This is a genomic window from Rickettsia montanensis str. OSU 85-930 (genome assembly GCF_000284175.1).
Lineage (GTDB): Bacteria > Pseudomonadota > Alphaproteobacteria > Rickettsiales > Rickettsiaceae > Rickettsia > Rickettsia rickettsii.
Window position 1 is genome coordinate 231077 of record NC_017043.1, and the last position, 17559, is coordinate 248635.

Genomic DNA, 17559 nt, shown 5'->3' on the forward strand with positions numbered 1-17559 from the left:
GAGCTTTATTATACGTATACTACATCATCTTCATAATTAAAGACTCCAAAATAATTATAAGATAATTCCACCTGATAACTTATAGTAAAACCACTATTAGAGTGTTCTACTTGATTGTCTGATACTTCTATTTCATCTTCACAATCAGAGAATCCGGAATCACTATCAGATACTGCACCTGATTCTTGCTTTACACACTTCTTGTCGTGTATTAAGGCTATTATTTGCCCAACTAATGATTTCGATAAATCATGATTATCCGAGTCAATAATATCAATGATTCTTACTAAACTTTCATCTGAGGCGTGAGAAATTATTGTTGCTAGCTTATCATTTGAAATATTACTCATGATTCTTACTAAATTTTTATTTGGAATAATATCAAAATTTTCTGCAAGTTTTTCTTCTCCTGCTAAAATAATTATATTTTCAAGCTGTTCATCAGAAATATCCTCATCTGATAATTTTTTTAGTTCCTGCTCGGTAATTTCTTCTAAAGAAATGGTAGTATCTATATATGTATTTAATTTATCTAATGGAATAAATTTCATTAATTTTTCAAAATGCTCCGGCAAAATATAACTAACTAATTTTTGTGCTTGTTCATCGGAAATATTATTAATTAATTCCACCAATTTTTTATATGTCATCTTTTCAAAAACTTCATCTAATTCATTTTCAGACGTGTTTAAAATTTCTTCTACTAACTCATTATCAGAAAGAGTTTCAAGTTGATCTAAGAGATTAAATGTTTCTTCAGTGTTATTATTTAAATAAGAAAAAACTTTATTACTCACAAAATTAAAAGTTTTAGCAACTTTAGAAAAAAGAATACTAGATGTATTTTTTATATTAAAACTCTTTACTCCAAAATCATAAACTGTTTTTAATGATGAACTAAATTTACTGAACAAACCTTTACTTTTAGGTGTGTTAGTTACTTTTTCACTACCATCAAGCTCATTTAAAATATCTGTAAATCTGATTTGAGAGATGCCTAGAGTATCTGGCTGACCTTTTACTGCTTCTTGGAAGATTATTTTAGAATTCAAAAAAGGATATTTAGCTTGAGCTTCTACTATTTTTTTATTACATCTTGCACTTTTTTTGTCATACTGCTTAATTGAATTATCTAACGCTGCTAAAAAATCAGTATTTTCTTCTTGATTAGTAGTTTGCTCTGGAGAAGTTATAAACTCAAATTCATCATTAGCAAGATAGGAGGCTGACTTTTGAGCAGTATTATGTGAGATTAAATTTTGTAAATTATTAAAAATTGATGTTATTACCATAATTCTTCCTCATTGCTGATTATAATAATCAGCTTTGCATTATAATAAAAATTATGAGGAGGTCAAGATCAAGGCTAATAATTATTAACTTTTTATTATATTTTACTTAAAATTGATTAATCTATCAAAAAGGGATATTCTACTAAATGTCATGCCCGCGAAAGCAGGGCGTTGTTGCGTGGTTCTAACTTTTCGTCATTGCGAGGAAATTACAAAGTAATTGACAAAGCAATCTTAGGAGTTTGGTTATGATTTCATGAGATTGCCATGCAGTCTACGACTACTCGCAATGACGATTTAGTAGTATCCATGCAACAACGCCGCAGTACTTGTATGATAATGTAGCCAATTTTTGAAGTTCAACGAGTATATTATAATTGTCTTTGTTCTTGAATTAGCTCAAAAACTTCAACTGTGTCTCCTTCTCTAATATCTTCGTAATTTTCAAATGCTATACCACACTCATATCCTTCTCTAACTTCTTTAACTTCGTCTTTAAAGCGTTTTAAAGTTTTGAGTTTTCCTTCATGAATGACTACATTATCACGTAATAAGCGTACGCCCGCTCCTTTCTTAATAATCCCTTTAGTTACATAGCTACCGGCGATTTTGCCGACTTTGGTAATATTAAATATTTGTCTAATTTCTGCACTTCCGATATACTGCTCTCTAATGATCGGATCAAGCATACCGCTCATAATGGCTTTTATATCATCAATTAAATGATATATTATGCTATAATATCGAATATCGACTTTTTCTTTTTCTGCGGCAGTTAAGGCATTTGCCCCTGCTCTAACGTTAAAGCCGACAATAATAGCCGAAGAAGCATGTGCAAGAGATACATCGGATTCCGTTATCGGACCTACGCCGCTATGAAGTATACGAAGCTTTATCTCATCACTCGATAATTTTAATAAGCTACCTGAAATAGCTTCAACCGAACCTTGAACATCACCTTTAACAATTAAAGGTAATTCCTTAATTTTACTATTACCGGAAGCTTTTAAAAACAAATCTTCTAAACTTGAACGCGGTGCAATAGATATTTTTTTTTCTTTAGCAAGACGCATTCTATATTCGGCTATATCTTTTGCTTGTTTCTCACTTTGTACTATGTTAAATTTATCGCCGGCAAAAGGCACTTCATTTAAACCCTGAATTTCTACAGGAACAGACGGAGTTGCTTCTACTATTTCTAGTCCCTTATCATTAGTCATCTTTTTAACTTTACCGTAAGAAGTACCAGCTATTATAATATCACTGTTTCTTAAAGTACCTCGCTGAACTAATATAGTGGTTAGCGTTCCTCTTCCTTGTTCAATTTTTGACTCGATTACAACACCGGCAGCTGAACCGAAAGGATTTGCCTTTAAATCCTGCATTTCTGCAATTAATAAAATTGCTTCTTCAAGTTTATCTAAGTTAATTTTCTTTAGTGCCGAGATAGGAATAACCATAACGTCACCACCTGCCTCTTCGCCGATAATTTCGTGGACATATAATTCGTTCTTTACACGCTCAATATCAATATCAGGCTTATCAATCTTATTAATAGCTACAATTATAGGAACACCAGCTGCTTTCGCATGATTAATTGCCTCAACCGTTTGCGTTTTGATTCCATCATCTGCTGCTACCACTATAATAACTATATCCGTTACTTTAGCACCTCTTGACCGCATTTCCGAAAAAGCTTCATGCCCCGGAGTATCAATAAAAGTAATTGCTCTACCGTCTGCAAGAGTTACTCTGTAAGCCCCAATATGTTGTGTAATTCCGCCTAGCTCACCTGCAGCAATATCTGTAGACTTAAGAGCGTCAAGCAATGAGGTTTTACCATGATCGACATGACCCATTACCGTCACAACCGGAGCACGCGTTCTTAAATCCTCAACCTTATCATCACTAATTAAAACATTTTCAACATCTGACTCTTGGACTCTTTTTACCGTATGCCCTAAATTTGTTGCAACTAGTTCTGCAGTATCGGCATCTATTGTTTGGCTAGCATTTGCAAGAATACCGAGTTTCATTAATTCTTTAATTACATCAGCCACTCTTTCAGACATAGCATTTGCAAGATCGCCGACTCCTATAACCTCCGGGATCGTCACTTCTCTATATACTTTCTCAGGTGCTTGTGATACTAATTTACGCTTTTCTTTTTCTCTAGCTCTTTTTATAGAAGCAAGACTTCTAGTTCTACCGCTGCCGCTTTCGTCGTCGCTAAGCATATTGAAAAGATCGGCTTTTTTGAATTTTTTTGGCTCTTCTAGCTTAATTTTTGGTGCAACTATTTTACTATCTGCTGTTTTATCTAATTCTTTCTCTGATTCTATACCGTAACGTGTTCGCATTCCTACTAAAGGAGACTTTACAAAAGTTGCTTCTTTCTTTTTAGGTATTTGTGACGGTATATCTTCATCATCTTGAACGATTTTAGCACTAACTTCTACTTTATTTTCTTCGGTATTTTGCTGTTTTTGTTTAACTTCTTTATCAGTTTCTAGCGGTTCCATTTTTGAGTTAGCAGACTGGTTAATACTTGCAAGTTTACTTAAAGTGCTTATTTTTGAAGGGTCATTTAATTTAGATTGCTCAGCAGCTTTTTTAAGAATAGATAAACGTCTGTTAAATTCTTCCTTATTAGCATCAATAACAGTTTGATCTAAGCTATTCCTTTCTTTATTTAATGAAAGGGTAGTAGCACTACTGGTAGAGCTTTTTCTAACTTCTACTAGCGTTCTAGATTTAGCATTAACAAAGCTTTGAGCTCCTGTAAGAGAGTCAAAAGATTTATTAAGCGATAATTTTGAATTGCCAAGTGTCAACTTTTTGGGTTTGATTTCCTGGTTATCCGTCATATTTAAAACCTTTGTGTTTCTGTTTTTTCCGTCTACTACTTGATTATGTCATTCCTAGCTAAAAGCGGCGTTGCTCGCATGGCTCGTTTATGTCATTCCCACGAAAGCGGGAATCCACTAAAATCTATAAAAAAACTTGTTTTTATAGGTTTATTTTATCAAGGACACCATAATTACTAAGCTATTTATTCTGGATGCCTGCTTTCGCAGGAATGACATACACCCTACATTCAACCCACTAACTATCCTTCAATTCACCATGCTGTCTAGCAGTTTTAATCAGCAATTTAATATTTTCGTCCGTTATATTAGAATTTGGAGCTAAATTTTTAAATTCATTTACGCTCATCTCTCCTAAATCTTCTATGGTCTTTATACCATATTCGGCAAATTTTAATATTAATTCAAGCGATAATTCTAATATATCTATTAATTCTTGCTCAACTCCTAGATCCTCTAGCTTTTTGAGAATCTTTTCATTCTTAAGGTCAACGTAATTAATAGCTCGATTTTTAATCTCTACGGCAAGTTCCTCCTCAAAGCCTTCGATTCTTGTTAAAGTACTAATCTCACTACTAGCAATTTGTTCTACTGAATTAAATCCCGTTACCGATAAAAGCTGACCTATAACTTCTTCAACATCTAAAGCTTCCATAAATAATTCCGTAGAAGTTAAGAACTCTTCATTTCTTCTTTTTGATTCTTGCTCTTCGGTCATTATATCGATATTCCAACCTGTAAGCTGAGAAGCTAAACGAACATTCTGCCCTCTTCTACCTATTGCAATACTTTGACTTTCTTGCGAAACCACTACTTCTACCTTATGCCTATCCTCATCAATCAAAATTTTTGTGATTTCCCCAGGTGCAAGCGGTGCAAGAGCATTAACTATAAACTGTGCAAGATCATTACTCCATAATACTATATCAATTTTCTCTCCGTTTAATTCATTTGTTACGGCTTTTACTCTATTACCTCTAATACCTACGCATGAGCCTACGGGATCTATACTACTATCCGAAGCAAATACCGCTATTTTTGCTTTTGAACCGGGATCACGTGCTACTGATTTTACTTGAATAATAGCTTCAAGAATTTCAGGTACTTCTAGCTTAAATAGTTTAACTAGCATCTGGTTATCTGCTCTAGACAAGAAAATCTGCGGTCCTTTTGTTTCTTGCCTTACATCCTGCACATATGCTTTTATACGATCATTAGGTTTAAAATTCTCACCCTTAATTAATTGATCTTTTTTTATTATTGCTTCAGCACGACTCAAGTCAACTATTATATCACCGTATTCTATTCTCTTAACTATCCCGTTTATAATTTCGCCTTTTCTATCTTTAAAGTCATGATATTGTTTTTCACGTTCAGCTTCTATAACACGTTGAGTTATAACTTGTTTTGCAGCTTGAGCCGATACTCTAGCATGATCAATCGGCGGTAAATATTCATATATCTCATCACCAATTTTAGCTTCCGGATTCTTTATTAAAGCTTCTTCAAGTGAGATTTGTGTTAAGTAATCTTCTACATCTTCTACTATTTTTAATATCCTTAAAAGATTTATCTCACCGGTTTTCCTATTTATCTGAGCTTTAATATTATATTCATTACCGTATTTTTTTCGTCCTGCTGCTTGTACCGCTTGTTCAACCGTTGAAATCAAAATTTCTTTTGATATTCCTTTCTCACGGGCTACAGAATCTATAATTTGTAAAATTTCTACATTACCTATATTAGACATACATTATCTCTTATTGCTTTAGCAATTTTTTAAATACTTCTTCAGTTAAAACTAGATTAGCATTTTTAATTAAATCATAATCAATTAGTACTTCTTGTTCTTCACATTTTAAATATATTTTATTATTTTCGGCTTTAATTATTTTACCCTGATAACGAGTTTTGCCATTCAATAATTCTTTAAGTTTGATTTTAACTTCTCTTTCTAAAAATCTATTATAATTTTCAAACTTTACTAACGGACGTTCAAGACCGCTTGATGCTACCTCTAAAGAATATGCAGCTTCTATTAAATCTTCAACATCTAGAATAGCGGAGATAGTCCTACTTGCTTTAGTACAATCTTCCACAGATATTTTTTCGCCGTTTAAGCTATCAATCAATATCTCGACTACTTTAGGGTTAACACCTTTAAACTTAACAAGAACTAACTCAAACCCCATATCCGTCAAGGATTCTTCTATTACGTTTGTTATTTGTTGTTCAATAGTTTGCATATTTGATATTTATAACAAAAAAGGTGGGATAAACCCACCTATCTATAATTTTTATAATGCTTATCCGTAACGAAAATACACTAATTAGAATATATAAGCAATATTTAACTTTATATTTTTGTAAAACTACATATTCATAAATGGGCAAATACTCGATAATCCCTCTTGTCCACTTAGAGATGGATCATAGTCTCCTCCTGATGAACAAAATGCTTCTACGAGTATACATAACCCCCATTTTCGCTTCTAATATATGCTGCACATGATCGTTAAAAGAATGAGGACCACAAATTTCATCAGTTTCACCTTTTAAAAGGCCTAATAAAAATTCTTCAGCTATTCTACCGGTATGATAATGTATATTATCGTTCTCATTAATATTATTATAACTATCTTGAGTATAAAATTTATCATAGTGAATTTCAGTATCGCATATTGCTGCAATATCAGTTAATTTTTTTACAGCTGCATCTAATTGAAATGTATCACTGTTTTTATTTCTAGTAGAGTGAATAATGTGCATAATGGCGGGAAGCTTAACATTTTCTTCATTTGTTATACTATTAATTCTAGAAATAGAATGGCTTTCTCCCGACCCGCCGCTGATAAGAACAAGATCTTTATTGTTTTCTATATCCGATTCAATATAAATAAAATTTTTATGCAGTTAACAAGTTTTACCGACTACGGATTACGTAGCCTTATATATCTTGCTTCAAAACCGGAAAGAATTTGTAGCGTAAAAGAGATATCAGAGTACTATAATATTTCTTTTAATCATTTGATAAAAGTGATTCATAGATTAGCACAATTAGGATATATTAATAGTAGTAAAGGAAAAGGAATTAAGCTAGCATTTAGCCCTTCTTCCACGAAGTTGGGAGATATAATAGAAAAATTAGAACCTAATATGGATATAGTAGAATGTTTCAACAAAAATACTAATAGCTGCAGAATTACAAATTCATGCCAATTTAAACATTTTATTAAAGAAGCAAGTGAAGCATTTATAAAAACATTGAATCATTATACATTAGAAGATGCAATGATTACTAAAACAATTCAAATTAAGGATAAACTATAGAAAAATAACCGTTTTTCTTTTTCCGCATATTAAAAACTCTTGATTCCCCTTAGCTCCTAGTATTGGACTTGCTATTATACCGAATATTTTAAAATTATGCTCTTTCTCAAGCCAATCTTTGATTTTATCGCATACTTTTTGATGTAAGAGAGGATTTTTAATAATTCCTCCCTGCTCTACTTCATGCTTTTCGACCTCAAACTGCGGTTTTATTAAAGCAATAAGCATGCAATCTTCTTTAACTAAATTTAGTGCAGTCGGTAATATAGCAGTTAAACTAATAAAGCTGGCATCGCAAACAATTAAATCAGGCTTCGTTATTATTTGTTTATCGGTTAAATATCGTGCATTAGTCTTCTCAAGCACCTTAATGTGTGGATTGTCGCGTAATTTAGGATGAAGTTCGCCATAACCGACATCTACGGCAAAAATTAATTTTGCTTTACGCTCAAGTAACACTTCCGTAAAACCGCCGGTGCTACTACCGATATCAATACAAACTAAATTTTCGGGATCAATTTTAAAATAATCCAAAGCGGCAATTAATTTTAATGCCCCTCTTGAAACATAATTATGCTTCGGTAGCTTTACCTTAATGTCGGTGTCATTTATATTAACCTGTATCCCAGGCTTAATTAACTGCTCATGCTTATTATGTACTTTACCTTGGATAATCAAGCTTCGTGCTATGGTAATATCTGTTACAAAACCTTTTTGCAACAAATATTCATCAAGCCTTATTTTAGTCATTACTGTTTAAATTTGAATTTAACTTATGTTATAAGGGCTCATGAGATAGAAAATATACAATTTGTCTAATTGAAAGTTGCAGTTTCAATTAGACATAATATATTTGAGCCATACAATAATGCTGCAACTGAAGGGAACATGGTAATCTAGAAAAATATTCAAACCCTAACCAATATATGTCTTTTCTTACCGGCAGAGAGCTTTATAACATTTTTATCAAGTAAGAAATTAGTGTTAATTATCATATTTTCATCTTCGACTAATCTATCATTTATCTTAGCACCATTCCCTCTTATAAGCTTGCGTGCTTCCGATTTAGAAGTAGCAAGCCCTGCTTCATGAAATAATTCATATGCACTAATACCTGCTTGTAATACTTCCTGCTCTAAAACAACGGTAGGTAAATTCTCATCGATTTGTCCTTCTTCAAATATCTTTACTGCAGTTTCTAGAGCTGATTTTGCTGCCTGCTCCGAGTGACAAAGCTTAGTTAGCTCATAAGCAAGCTGTTTTTTAGCTGCATTAATATCTTCTGCCGCTAAACTCTCAAACCTATTAAGCTCTTCTTGAGTGAACTCGCTATATAATTTGGCAAATCTAACTATGTCGGCATCTTCGCAGTTACGCCAATATTGGTAATAATCATACGGGCTTAGCAAATCTTCATTAAGCCATACCGCTCCCGCAGCAGTCTTGCCCATCTTAGCACCGGAGCTAGTCGTAAGTAGCGGTGTCGTCATACCGAATACTTCTTGGCCGCTTATTTTACGAATTAAATCCGCTCCCATTACGATATTGCCCCACTGATCACTACCGCCAAGTTGCAAGCTGCAATTGTAATGCTTGCTTAAATAGTAAAAATCATAGGCTTGCAATAACATATAGTTAAATTCTAAGAAGCTTAAATGCTGCTCACGCTCAAGCCTTAGTTTTACCGAATCCATAGTCAGCATACGGTTTACCGAGAAATAGCTACCGAAATCCCGTAGAAAATCTAGATAATTGAACGAATCTAACCACTCTGCGTTATCCAGCATAATAGCATCACTTTTACCGTCACCGAATTTGATAAACTTCGACAAAGATTTTTTAATACCTTCGGCATTTTTAGCTATATCTTCTTTGCTTAAAATTTTGCGCACTTCGTCTTTCCAAGTAGGATCACCGATTTTACTCGTACCGCCACCGATAATTACAATAGGCTTATGCCCGTGCTGCTGAAGCAATCGCAGAATCATTATCTGCATTAAACTACCGATGTGGAGTGATGTAGCAGTACAGTCAAAACCTATATACGCAGCTATTTTTGTTTCTTTCGTTATAGCAGTTAACCGATCCAAATCGGTACATTGATGGAAATATCCTTTATTTATAAATTCTTCTATAAAACACATATATTATTTCTTATTTTTTAAAAATTCCTTTTTTGCTTTTCTGCTAGGAAATAAAGTGTTAAGGAAAATAGCATCTTTATCACCTTTTATATAAAGTACTGCATATACTTGTGCAATCATTCGAACATATAAAATTTTTTGACCTTTATATTTCTCTTGATTATGATGTAATTTAATATTTAATAAATTACCGTCAGCAATCGACTGTATTATTTCTTCAAAGCCTATACCACGCTCATGCAATAACTTAACGTTCTTTTCATGATTATATCTATACTTGGTCATAATATTTAGAGTTTAGTAGCGTCTGAATGAATTAGCATATTAAGATAGGTCTGATAAGGCAAACCATGCTTAGAAGCTTTAATTTTTATTGCTTCTATGTCATGTTCTGCAATCCTAATAGTAACAGATCTTTTTTTACTAAGATGTGCTTTTGCAAATTTTTGAAGCAAAGCTATTTCACTTCTATCATCAATTTTTTGCTGCTTTTCAAAATTATCTTCAATATCTTGTTCGTAAGAATCTAGTTTGATACTCATAATACAACCATTTTCAATGTTATATTTATTATAAAGAATGTAAGTACTTTATCAATACTTGATATATTAGATTATCATGCGAATAGTTGTAAATCTGTACATTGGATTTTGTGAAAGAAATTTAATTTAATCTATTTTTTAGTTCTCTTTGCATCACAGGAAGTAAAATATAAATCAAAACAGGTAATAAAGCAAATTTAAGCAAAAGTGTAAAATTAAATAATATTGTTGAATTTTTTATTATAGGAAAAGTTTTATAAAAAAAGAATAACAGAATGAAACTAATAATTATACCTATAGTTTTCTGAGCATTATTTAAGATCAAATCAGAATTATATTTAAAACAAATATATACGATACCATAACCCAATAAAGTTCCTATTGGTAATAAAAGCAGTAAGGGAAAAGGACTGTCTTTCCATAAAAAGAAACATATACCTATCACAAAAACCAATATACAATAATAATATTTAGCACTATCTTCCCATCTACTTATTTGTGCTTGCATAAAATTACTTCTATAAACTAAAACAATTAACACTCCAAAAATCATACCGCCTATAACATCATATATACTATGTACTCCAAGATATAGGCGTGAAAGCATAATATTGATAATCATTGCGATAGATATTATTTTTAACGTTTTTGAATTAAATGATAAAAATATTATCATAAAGAAAACAGTAGCCACCTGTACATCTCCACTAGGGAAACCAAATGATCCATCATTAATAGGTAACATATGTAATGTACTAGGCGGACGAGGAATAGAAAAAGCCTTTTTAATAATAACATTCAATAGTGTTGCAAATGATATAAGCCAGCCTAAATCCAAAAATAATCTCTTTCTTGGATTTAACCAGTAAGCAACCGCAATAATTGTAATGTAAAAATAATCACTAGCGAAAAAGGGAAATATTTTAAACCAGCTAGTTAACATTTCACTTCTAAAATTCAATATCCATTCAGGATTTATTTTAAATAACATCATTACATATAATATTTTTTAGAATAGTATAGACATAACCACATATGAGATAGACGGTCAATGATAGAATATGGTTGTTAGGTATTGTAGTAAAAAATTTATTAATTTTTTAAGAAATAATTAATATTCTCTCTTAACATGCGACAGTCTATTAGTGCGTAATGCACTTAAGACAAAAAAGGAACTATCAATAACGCATTAATAATATTCAGTTAGAATATATTAATTGATTATTACTTTTTTAGGTAAAAATTAAATTTAATCAAAATTTTTAAAGGGGAAAAATTATGTTTAGCTATCTATTTAAATACAGTTTCTAATAACATGTCACCTGAAAAAGTAGTAAATAATTCGACTACATATGCAGGAGTAAAAGTGTCTGAAGCAACATTTGAGTATTTTGCAAATGCTACAGAAGCTGCTGTAGGTTGTGCAACGTCTGCTGCTACAGCAGCCGGTTACGGTTATAAAGTACTTAATACGACTTATACAGGAATAGAAGCAGCAAAATTTGCTTATGAAAATACAGCAGGGATAGTAAACGGAATAGCCGGCTTAGCTCATCTTGTGTATGATAACTTACCAAGCTACAGCGAAACTCCTCAAGTGGAGCTAGCCGGTAGCATAGAAAGTTCATGGGTAGATGCTGTTGCATAAATCTCTAAAATAGCCAATAACTAAAAAAGCTGATTATGTCATTCCTGCAAACCAGGGATGTTGTTGTATAAATCGGCGTCATTCCCGCAAGATATTGTTGCGTGAATCAGTAAAATCCACTGTGTCATACCGTGGTTTGACCACGGTACCCAAAAAAATAACTTAAAACACTGAGGGTTCCCGCTGCTGCAGGAAGATATTGCCTGCGTAGATCGATTCCACCATTGTCACCCCGTAGCCTGTACCTCTGCTGGGTCCAGTTAAAAATACTAGTATTTTTTTTATCATATTTATGGATCCCGTGGTCAAGCCACGGTATGACAACAGGAAATTGATCCACACAGGCAATGCCCCACGGGAATGACATCGAATAAAAACTGTCCGGTTACCTTACTAATATCTGTTATATTTTATTTCGTTGTTTTTAAATGCATCTTTTTTATTCCTAAAACCCTTTTTCAAGGAGCTACAGGAAAAATTAATATTACCGGCTTGAGCCGTGTCCGGTCCTTCATTTTTTATTTTCTCTATATCCTTACTACTTGGTACTACAACGGCAATATGCCCTGCTCTTTTTGGATTAGCATTTTTATATACGGATACAACAAAATATCCTTGATTAGCAAATTTTTGTGCTTGAATAAAATTATCATCACGATTTCCTGCTTTAACAAAATTCCATCCGTTCTTTATTCCGTCTGTTTCAAGCCACTCAGCTTGCTTATTTGATAAAGTAGGTATAAATTCTTTAGCGCTTTCAGGATGAGGCAGTAGAGACTGATTTGGAAGCCCCAAGGCTGCACTAGCAGCATACGCAAAACAACTACAATGAGTCAAACACTTTAACTTAGGAGAGTTATATTTTTCTGTTTCTTCTGATAAAGTTTCTCCCGACTTACAATTTATTACATTACCTTTCTGCCACTTTTCCTCAACATTTAAAGAGTTAATTACCGCTAAATTTTTAGCACTTTCCGATATATTGTCTGCTTGTGCAGTCATATCAATCCAAAGTAAGTAAATTATGATTAATTTTATTTAATTCATTTTTTTCTCATATCAATTTATGAACCTCCATATACACTATATAATATGATAATTCAACTATTAATTGTAATTTTTTATACTTTATTGTTCAGAGAAACATAAGAACACTCTATGTTTCTTGACAAATGCTATGCTCTTATATATGCTTCTCCGTATGTTAGCAACAAGAAATAAGGCTTAGAAATAAGTACTTCAAACTTAGCACCCGTAGCTCAATTGGATAGAGTATATGACTACGGATCATAAGGTTAGGGGTTCGACTCCTCTCGGGTGCACCATTCTTCAATTTCTTTCACTTTTATGAATGAATCAAACGGCGGACGCGGCATAAAATCAAGCTTTTAAGGTTTAAGTGTTAGGTTAGCAAAAACTAAAGGTGGTAGAAAAACGATGCGGGCAGCATTATATATGGCAGCTGTTACGTCTGTAAGATATAATTCTGTAGTTAAACCTTTTTATAAAAGACTCGTAGAAAAAGGAAAAGCCAAAAAGTTAGCTCTTATCTTGACTTCTTAAACACAATTACCTATGTAAAGGATAAAGAACTTAAAGGCTTAGTTAAATGCCGTAAGCTGGAACGGGCTATATTTTGAGCGAGGTGGATTTAGCTTTACCAAGTGAGATTTAAGCAAGAAAGAAACACATTTATTCCTGGGAAATAAAGATTTTTCTTCTATATAGAGTTATCTCCCAATTGAGATATTTCTTTTTGACTGATCGTTTAAAGCTTTCCGTTGTACCATACTATTACCTTTAGTGCTTGCTCTTATGTTAACCATTCTTGTTGGAATGGCACTTCCAATATTTAAAGCTTTCTGTAGTATTTTTCTAGGTATGTGACTAAATCCTATATCATGTTTTTTACTGTTTTCTAAGTTTTTCTCTAAATTAACCAGATGACTAGAGCCGACACTTGCAATTACATTATATCCTTTACCACGAATCTCATTAATTACGCCCGTTATATATTGTTCACGATTCTCATTATAAAGCGGTGTATCTCTTTTAAGTGTTCTAGATTTTTACCTTCTAAACTGATAATCTTAATTTCTTTAGCTATCTTATATAAAAGAGCATCTTGTAATTTGTATCAATTGCTTTAAAATCTATATTTGCCGTAATTACCGCTTCCCTATCAAACTTATTCAGTAACTCTTTATTATCATTTACAGCCGCTAAACGCTCAGTTCAATTATATTTTCCATTTACATTTAGCTCTTCTTGTAATAATAAATTCGTAAGGTTTTCTTTTTCGACGCGAGTAAGATTACTAAATTTCAAGTTTTTGACTAGATCAAAAAGTATGGGCATCACCTCATCAAAGTTGCTTACTTCAAGTTTTTTACTTAACTGCTTCTTAACACTGCTATTAAGTGCCTCATCTTCGCTATCACTTAGCGTTAACTCTTCATTCTCACTGACACTATGTTTGCGTTTATTGATTATTATTCGGATATTTTTCTAGCTCTTGCAAAATGCGTGGTAATATATCCTTATGGTCACTATTATTTTTATAATAATATTGTGCAGCATCTAGAAGTAGCGCTTTTCGTTGAGTAGATAGATTTTGTTGTTGTAGAAAATTTTTTTGCTCTTCTGTAGGTAAAGCTGTGTAAGTAGCATAATCTTGTAAATATTTAAAAACTTTTGTGGTATGTGTCTCAATTTGTTCAACTTTATTTGTGTTCACACTAGAATTATGTAATTCGTTGAACGCTACTAAAAGTTGTTGTTGTCATTTAACAGCCCGTGGGTAGGATTCTCGTCGGCAAATCCAACATGCAATGCCATTATAAGGAACAAGTTCTTTTGGAATAATCTTTTCTGTTTTACCTGCTAAAACCGCTAGAACTGCTAATTTTTCAAAACTTTCATCAAGGGCTTCACTATTATTTTTGTGTATTTTCTTATAGTGTTCAGTAAGGATTTTTAAGGCAGATATAGATTCGTTTAATATAATACTTTTTAATAAAGCCTCTCTCGATTTTTTATCTCTTATGATATCCTCTACTGTCTGGCTATCTACATATTTAACAAACTCTACTGTTAACCTTTCTTTCTGTGCATTTGTTAGATTTGCCATATAAATATTACTTTATAATTTTAATTATTTTCTCCTAAAGCCTCAACACTTTTCTCAAATATTGAATTATCAATATCATTACCGTCTACTAAAATCGTCATGTTACCTGGAATGCTTTTTAAGCTTTCCGCACCCAAATTGGTTATGTTATTATCTCTTAGATCTAATTCCTTTATATGTTGTAGGTGATCTTTGTGATAAAAAAATACTGTAGCAAGATAGGCGGCTCCTAGATCTCCTAATTTAATGTTCATAAAAGCTAATTTTTTTAGAGAATTATTTTTTTTGTACATGTTCGCTATTGCTTCAAAACTTAGATCTCCTATTTCAATATTATTGCTTATTAAAGTTTCTAACGCTTTATTTTCGGTTAATGCAGTAGTAAGTTCTTTTATATTATTATTGGGTTAAATTATTGTTATTAAGATTTAGAGCTTTTAACCATGGATTTAATTTTAAAGCAGATGCTATATATTTTTATCCCCTAAGTTATTTGTTTTAAATCTAAAGCATCAATAGATGTTGAGGTTAAAAACCTCCAATTACCTCTGCACTTTTTTCGGAGATTCTTGTTTCATTTAATATTAATTCTTTAATATATTGATTAGCCATTAAAGCATGAAGTAATTTTATGACTCCCTCGTTTCTAAGGTTATTATACCCTAAATTTAACGACATTAATTTTGCACTGCTAATATTATTTGCGATAACGTCTATCCCTTCTGCAGTAATATTAATTTGTCCTATATCTAAGGATTTTAACGGTAGTTTTGAATGAAACAACTCACTAATAATTGCTGCTCCTTTATTGCCAACTCCCAAATTTTGCTGTATTACTTGAGAATCAGTAAAATTAAATTTATCTTTTAAAATACTCCCGCAATAGATATAAATAATACAAAACCTAAAGGTCCTGTACATTCAATTAAAAAATAAGCAATTGTATTTTTTCTGCTAACCTTTTGTTATAAAGCTGGACTAGATTTTAATATCAATTTTAGCTTTATCAAAAGTCTTTTTAATTCTTCTTCTAGCATCGGCAAATTCAGGAGTTTCTCTTAAATTTGTTCTAGCTATAGAACCAATAAAAGCAACAATAGCACCACAAAAAATGCTAAACGCCAGTTTAAACTATAAGAGGTAACTAAGGCTACTATTCCTAGAGCAAATTTTGCTCCTAATGCTCCAAAAACTCCGATAATAGATACCGCCATGTATCTTGCAGGTAGCTGTATAGTTTCTGCTAAATATAATTCCGCACCTACTATTTCATCCATAGAAACCATTCCTTGAATAACTCGACAAGCTGTTACTAGCCATACAGCTTTAATTCCTATTGCTTCATATGAGGGCAAAGTAGCCATAATTAACAAGATATAGACATTAAAAAGGTGGTAGTAATAATTGTTGTTTTACGTCCTATAATGTCTCCTATCCAACCAAATATTAAAGTTCCAAAAGGTCTTAATAAATATGTTGAACAAAAAGCAGATGCAGAATAAATAAAAGCTACTTTTGGATCAGCCTTTGGAAAAAACAATTCATTGAATACTACTGCCATATGTACATAAAGCATAAGGTCAAAATATTCAAAAAATGTACCAACATATAATAAACCTATTGCTTCTTTTTGATTACGATTTAAGCTGCTTTGTGCTTTCTCATAGCCGAGCATAAATTCTTTATAAAAAATTAAATTGTAAAGAAACTTATACTGTTTTATATAAAAGTCAATAGGAAACTTCGCTTTATACGATAAATAAAGAAGTGAAGTGCAACTTAACCTACTTCATATACTAATACGTTGATCTTATATGAATATGGCATAACCTCAACGATAATGGAAAACTAAAACCTATTAAGAACCAAGTTAAATAAAACTTATATCCCAAATATTGTTTGAATAAATAATTAATATATTCAATCAAAGCTACTAAAGCGACAATTATAGCTAAATTAATAAAACGATTTAATTTTGATTGAGGAAAATCAAAATATTTATAAAACAGTCCCCCAGAAATAGTAAAACCGAGTAATCCCCAAAATACAGTCCATACCCAAGCAAGACAACTCACGTCAATAATTTTAAGATAGGCTACCATCGGTACGGTTAATAGCCATAAAAACGCTCCAAACATAATATAAGGGTATTTTTGAATAATCTCTTCTTTGGTTACGCTATATATAACAGCAATAACCATTATTCCAATTGTTATAGATGCAATAATATCAACCGGATAATGATAGCCCTTATAAATCAGCGAAAATCCCATACCGGTTAAAATCACTACTATTATTATTCTTAATAAGGAATATCTAATATTTGCAAAAAACCAACCGTAAAATACTACGCCGCTGCTCATATGACCGCTAGGGAAAGCAAAACCTTTAATATTTAGAGCAGGATTCAAAGGTATTTCAAATGTATATTTTAACAATATATTTAAAATTGTAGTGAAAAGTAATACACAAATAGCTTGTGCAAATAGTTGCCTCCTAAATATAGTAAATCCGAGTATTATGATAATCGCATAACAATATTCTTGTCCAAATAACAAAAAAAATTTTGTTAAATATTGAAAAAAAATATCCTTATTCATTGCTTT

General features: G+C 32.0%; 20 protein-coding genes, 1 tRNA gene and 1 pseudogene. 4 read left to right on the forward strand and 18 right to left on the reverse strand.

From position 1 onward, the window contains the following. Positions 1 to 8 precede the first annotated feature (8 nt). The 5 genes from MCI_RS01255 to MCI_RS01275 form a co-directional block, all read right to left on the reverse strand. Positions 9 to 1292: a hypothetical protein gene (locus tag MCI_RS01255; protein ID WP_014409332.1), complete on the reverse strand. Its 1284-nt coding sequence runs from the start codon at positions 1290 to 1292 to the stop codon at positions 9 to 11. A gap of 371 nt (positions 1293 to 1663) precedes the next feature. Further along, the gene (infB, locus tag MCI_RS01260) at positions 1664 to 4159 is read right to left on the reverse strand and encodes a translation initiation factor IF-2 (RefSeq protein ID WP_014409333.1); all 2496 of its coding nucleotides are present in this window, start codon (positions 4157 to 4159) and stop codon (positions 1664 to 1666) included. A gap of 238 nt (positions 4160 to 4397) precedes the next feature. Beyond that, positions 4398 to 5909, reverse strand: coding sequence for a transcription termination factor NusA (gene nusA, locus MCI_RS01265; protein ID WP_014409334.1), 1512 nt, complete (start codon positions 5907 to 5909; stop codon positions 4398 to 4400). A gap of 10 nt (positions 5910 to 5919) precedes the next feature. Next, complete coding sequence (gene rimP, locus MCI_RS01270; protein WP_014014463.1) at positions 5920 to 6405, reverse strand: ribosome maturation factor RimP; 486 nt, start codon at positions 6403 to 6405, stop codon at positions 5920 to 5922. 184 nt (positions 6406 to 6589) lie between these two features. Further along, a complete protein-coding gene (locus MCI_RS01275) occupies positions 6590 to 6928 on the reverse strand; it encodes a hypothetical protein (protein WP_014409335.1) in 339 nt (112 codons plus the stop codon). A gap of 138 nt (positions 6929 to 7066) precedes the next feature. On the opposite strand from MCI_RS01275, the gene MCI_RS01280 reads away from it, so the two are divergent. Beyond that, the gene (locus MCI_RS01280; RefSeq protein ID WP_014409336.1) at positions 7067 to 7489 is read left to right on the forward strand and encodes an Rrf2 family transcriptional regulator; all 423 of its coding nucleotides are present in this window, start codon (positions 7067 to 7069) and stop codon (positions 7487 to 7489) included. Here MCI_RS01280 and MCI_RS01285 read toward each other — a convergent pair. The 5 genes from MCI_RS01285 to MCI_RS01305 form a co-directional block, all read right to left on the reverse strand. Then, positions 7484 to 8239, reverse strand: coding sequence for a TlyA family RNA methyltransferase (locus MCI_RS01285; protein ID WP_014409337.1), 756 nt, complete (start codon positions 8237 to 8239; stop codon positions 7484 to 7486). The genes MCI_RS01280 and MCI_RS01285 overlap by 6 nt on opposite strands. Before the next feature lie 158 nt (positions 8240 to 8397). Further along, on the reverse strand, positions 8398 to 9633 hold the full coding sequence (gene tyrS / locus MCI_RS01290; protein ID WP_014409338.1) for a tyrosine--tRNA ligase: 1236 nt from the start codon (positions 9631 to 9633) through the stop codon (positions 8398 to 8400). Between the two features lie 3 nt (positions 9634 to 9636). After that, entirely contained in the window at positions 9637 to 9918 is a 282-nt protein-coding gene (locus MCI_RS01295) for a hypothetical protein (protein ID WP_014409339.1), read from the reverse strand. A 5-nt stretch (positions 9919 to 9923) separates the two neighbouring features. Next, entirely contained in the window at positions 9924 to 10175 is a 252-nt protein-coding gene (locus MCI_RS01300; RefSeq protein WP_014365670.1) for a CopG family antitoxin, read from the reverse strand. A gap of 121 nt (positions 10176 to 10296) precedes the next feature. Continuing rightward, on the reverse strand, positions 10297 to 11169 hold the full coding sequence (locus MCI_RS01305) for a phosphatase PAP2 family protein (protein WP_232202682.1): 873 nt from the start codon (positions 11167 to 11169) through the stop codon (positions 10297 to 10299). Between the two features lie 372 nt (positions 11170 to 11541). Between MCI_RS01305 and MCI_RS01310 the strand changes: the two genes are divergently transcribed. Next, positions 11542 to 11823 (forward strand): hypothetical protein, encoded by a 282-nt coding sequence (locus MCI_RS01310; RefSeq protein WP_041404156.1) that lies wholly within the window; start codon positions 11542 to 11544, stop codon positions 11821 to 11823. A 393-nt stretch (positions 11824 to 12216) separates the two neighbouring features. On the opposite strand, the gene MCI_RS01320 is transcribed toward MCI_RS01310, so the two are convergent. Then, positions 12217 to 12825, reverse strand: coding sequence for a hypothetical protein (locus MCI_RS01320; protein WP_014409343.1), 609 nt, complete (start codon positions 12823 to 12825; stop codon positions 12217 to 12219). 246 nt (positions 12826 to 13071) lie between these two features. Between MCI_RS01320 and MCI_RS01325 the strand changes: the two genes are divergently transcribed. Together MCI_RS01325 and MCI_RS10610 are read left to right on the forward strand one after the other, a co-directional pair. Beyond that, positions 13072 to 13148, forward strand: a tRNA-Arg gene (locus MCI_RS01325). 130 nt (positions 13149 to 13278) lie between these two features. Further along, positions 13279 to 13386 carry a hypothetical protein gene (locus tag MCI_RS10610; RefSeq protein WP_410526314.1) on the forward strand — a complete coding sequence of 36 codons (108 nt, stop codon included), beginning with the start codon at positions 13279 to 13281 and terminating at the stop codon, positions 13384 to 13386. A 919-nt stretch (positions 13387 to 14305) separates the two neighbouring features. On the opposite strand, the gene MCI_RS08340 is transcribed toward MCI_RS10610, so the two are convergent. The 7 genes and pseudogenes from MCI_RS08340 to MCI_RS01375 all read right to left on the reverse strand — a co-directional run bounded on the left by MCI_RS08340 (position 14306) and on the right by MCI_RS01375 (position 17553). Further along, positions 14306 to 14560 carry a hypothetical protein gene (locus tag MCI_RS08340; protein WP_014409345.1) on the reverse strand — a complete coding sequence of 85 codons (255 nt, stop codon included), beginning with the start codon at positions 14558 to 14560 and terminating at the stop codon, positions 14306 to 14308. Between the two features lie 45 nt (positions 14561 to 14605). Beyond that, positions 14606 to 14953, reverse strand: a complete 348-nt coding sequence (locus MCI_RS01345) for a hypothetical protein (protein ID WP_014409346.1) — start codon at positions 14951 to 14953, stop codon at positions 14606 to 14608. A 20-nt stretch (positions 14954 to 14973) separates the two neighbouring features. Continuing rightward, entirely contained in the window at positions 14974 to 15246 is a 273-nt protein-coding gene (locus tag MCI_RS01350) for a hypothetical protein (RefSeq protein WP_014409347.1), read from the reverse strand. A 235-nt stretch (positions 15247 to 15481) separates the two neighbouring features. Further along, positions 15482 to 15769 (reverse strand): annotated as a pseudogene (locus tag MCI_RS01360) (hypothetical protein); the annotation flags it as partial. Between the two features lie 257 nt (positions 15770 to 16026). Next, positions 16027 to 16317, reverse strand: a complete 291-nt coding sequence (locus tag MCI_RS09365; protein WP_232202684.1) for a proline/betaine transporter — start codon at positions 16315 to 16317, stop codon at positions 16027 to 16029. Positions 16318 to 16319: 2 nt separating this feature from the next. Then, positions 16320 to 16628 carry an MFS transporter gene (locus MCI_RS09370; RefSeq protein ID WP_232202685.1) on the reverse strand — a complete coding sequence of 103 codons (309 nt, stop codon included), beginning with the start codon at positions 16626 to 16628 and terminating at the stop codon, positions 16320 to 16322. A gap of 121 nt (positions 16629 to 16749) precedes the next feature. Continuing rightward, on the reverse strand, positions 16750 to 17553 hold the full coding sequence (locus MCI_RS01375; RefSeq protein WP_014409350.1) for a phosphatase PAP2 family protein: 804 nt from the start codon (positions 17551 to 17553) through the stop codon (positions 16750 to 16752). Positions 17554 to 17559 lie beyond the last annotated feature (6 nt).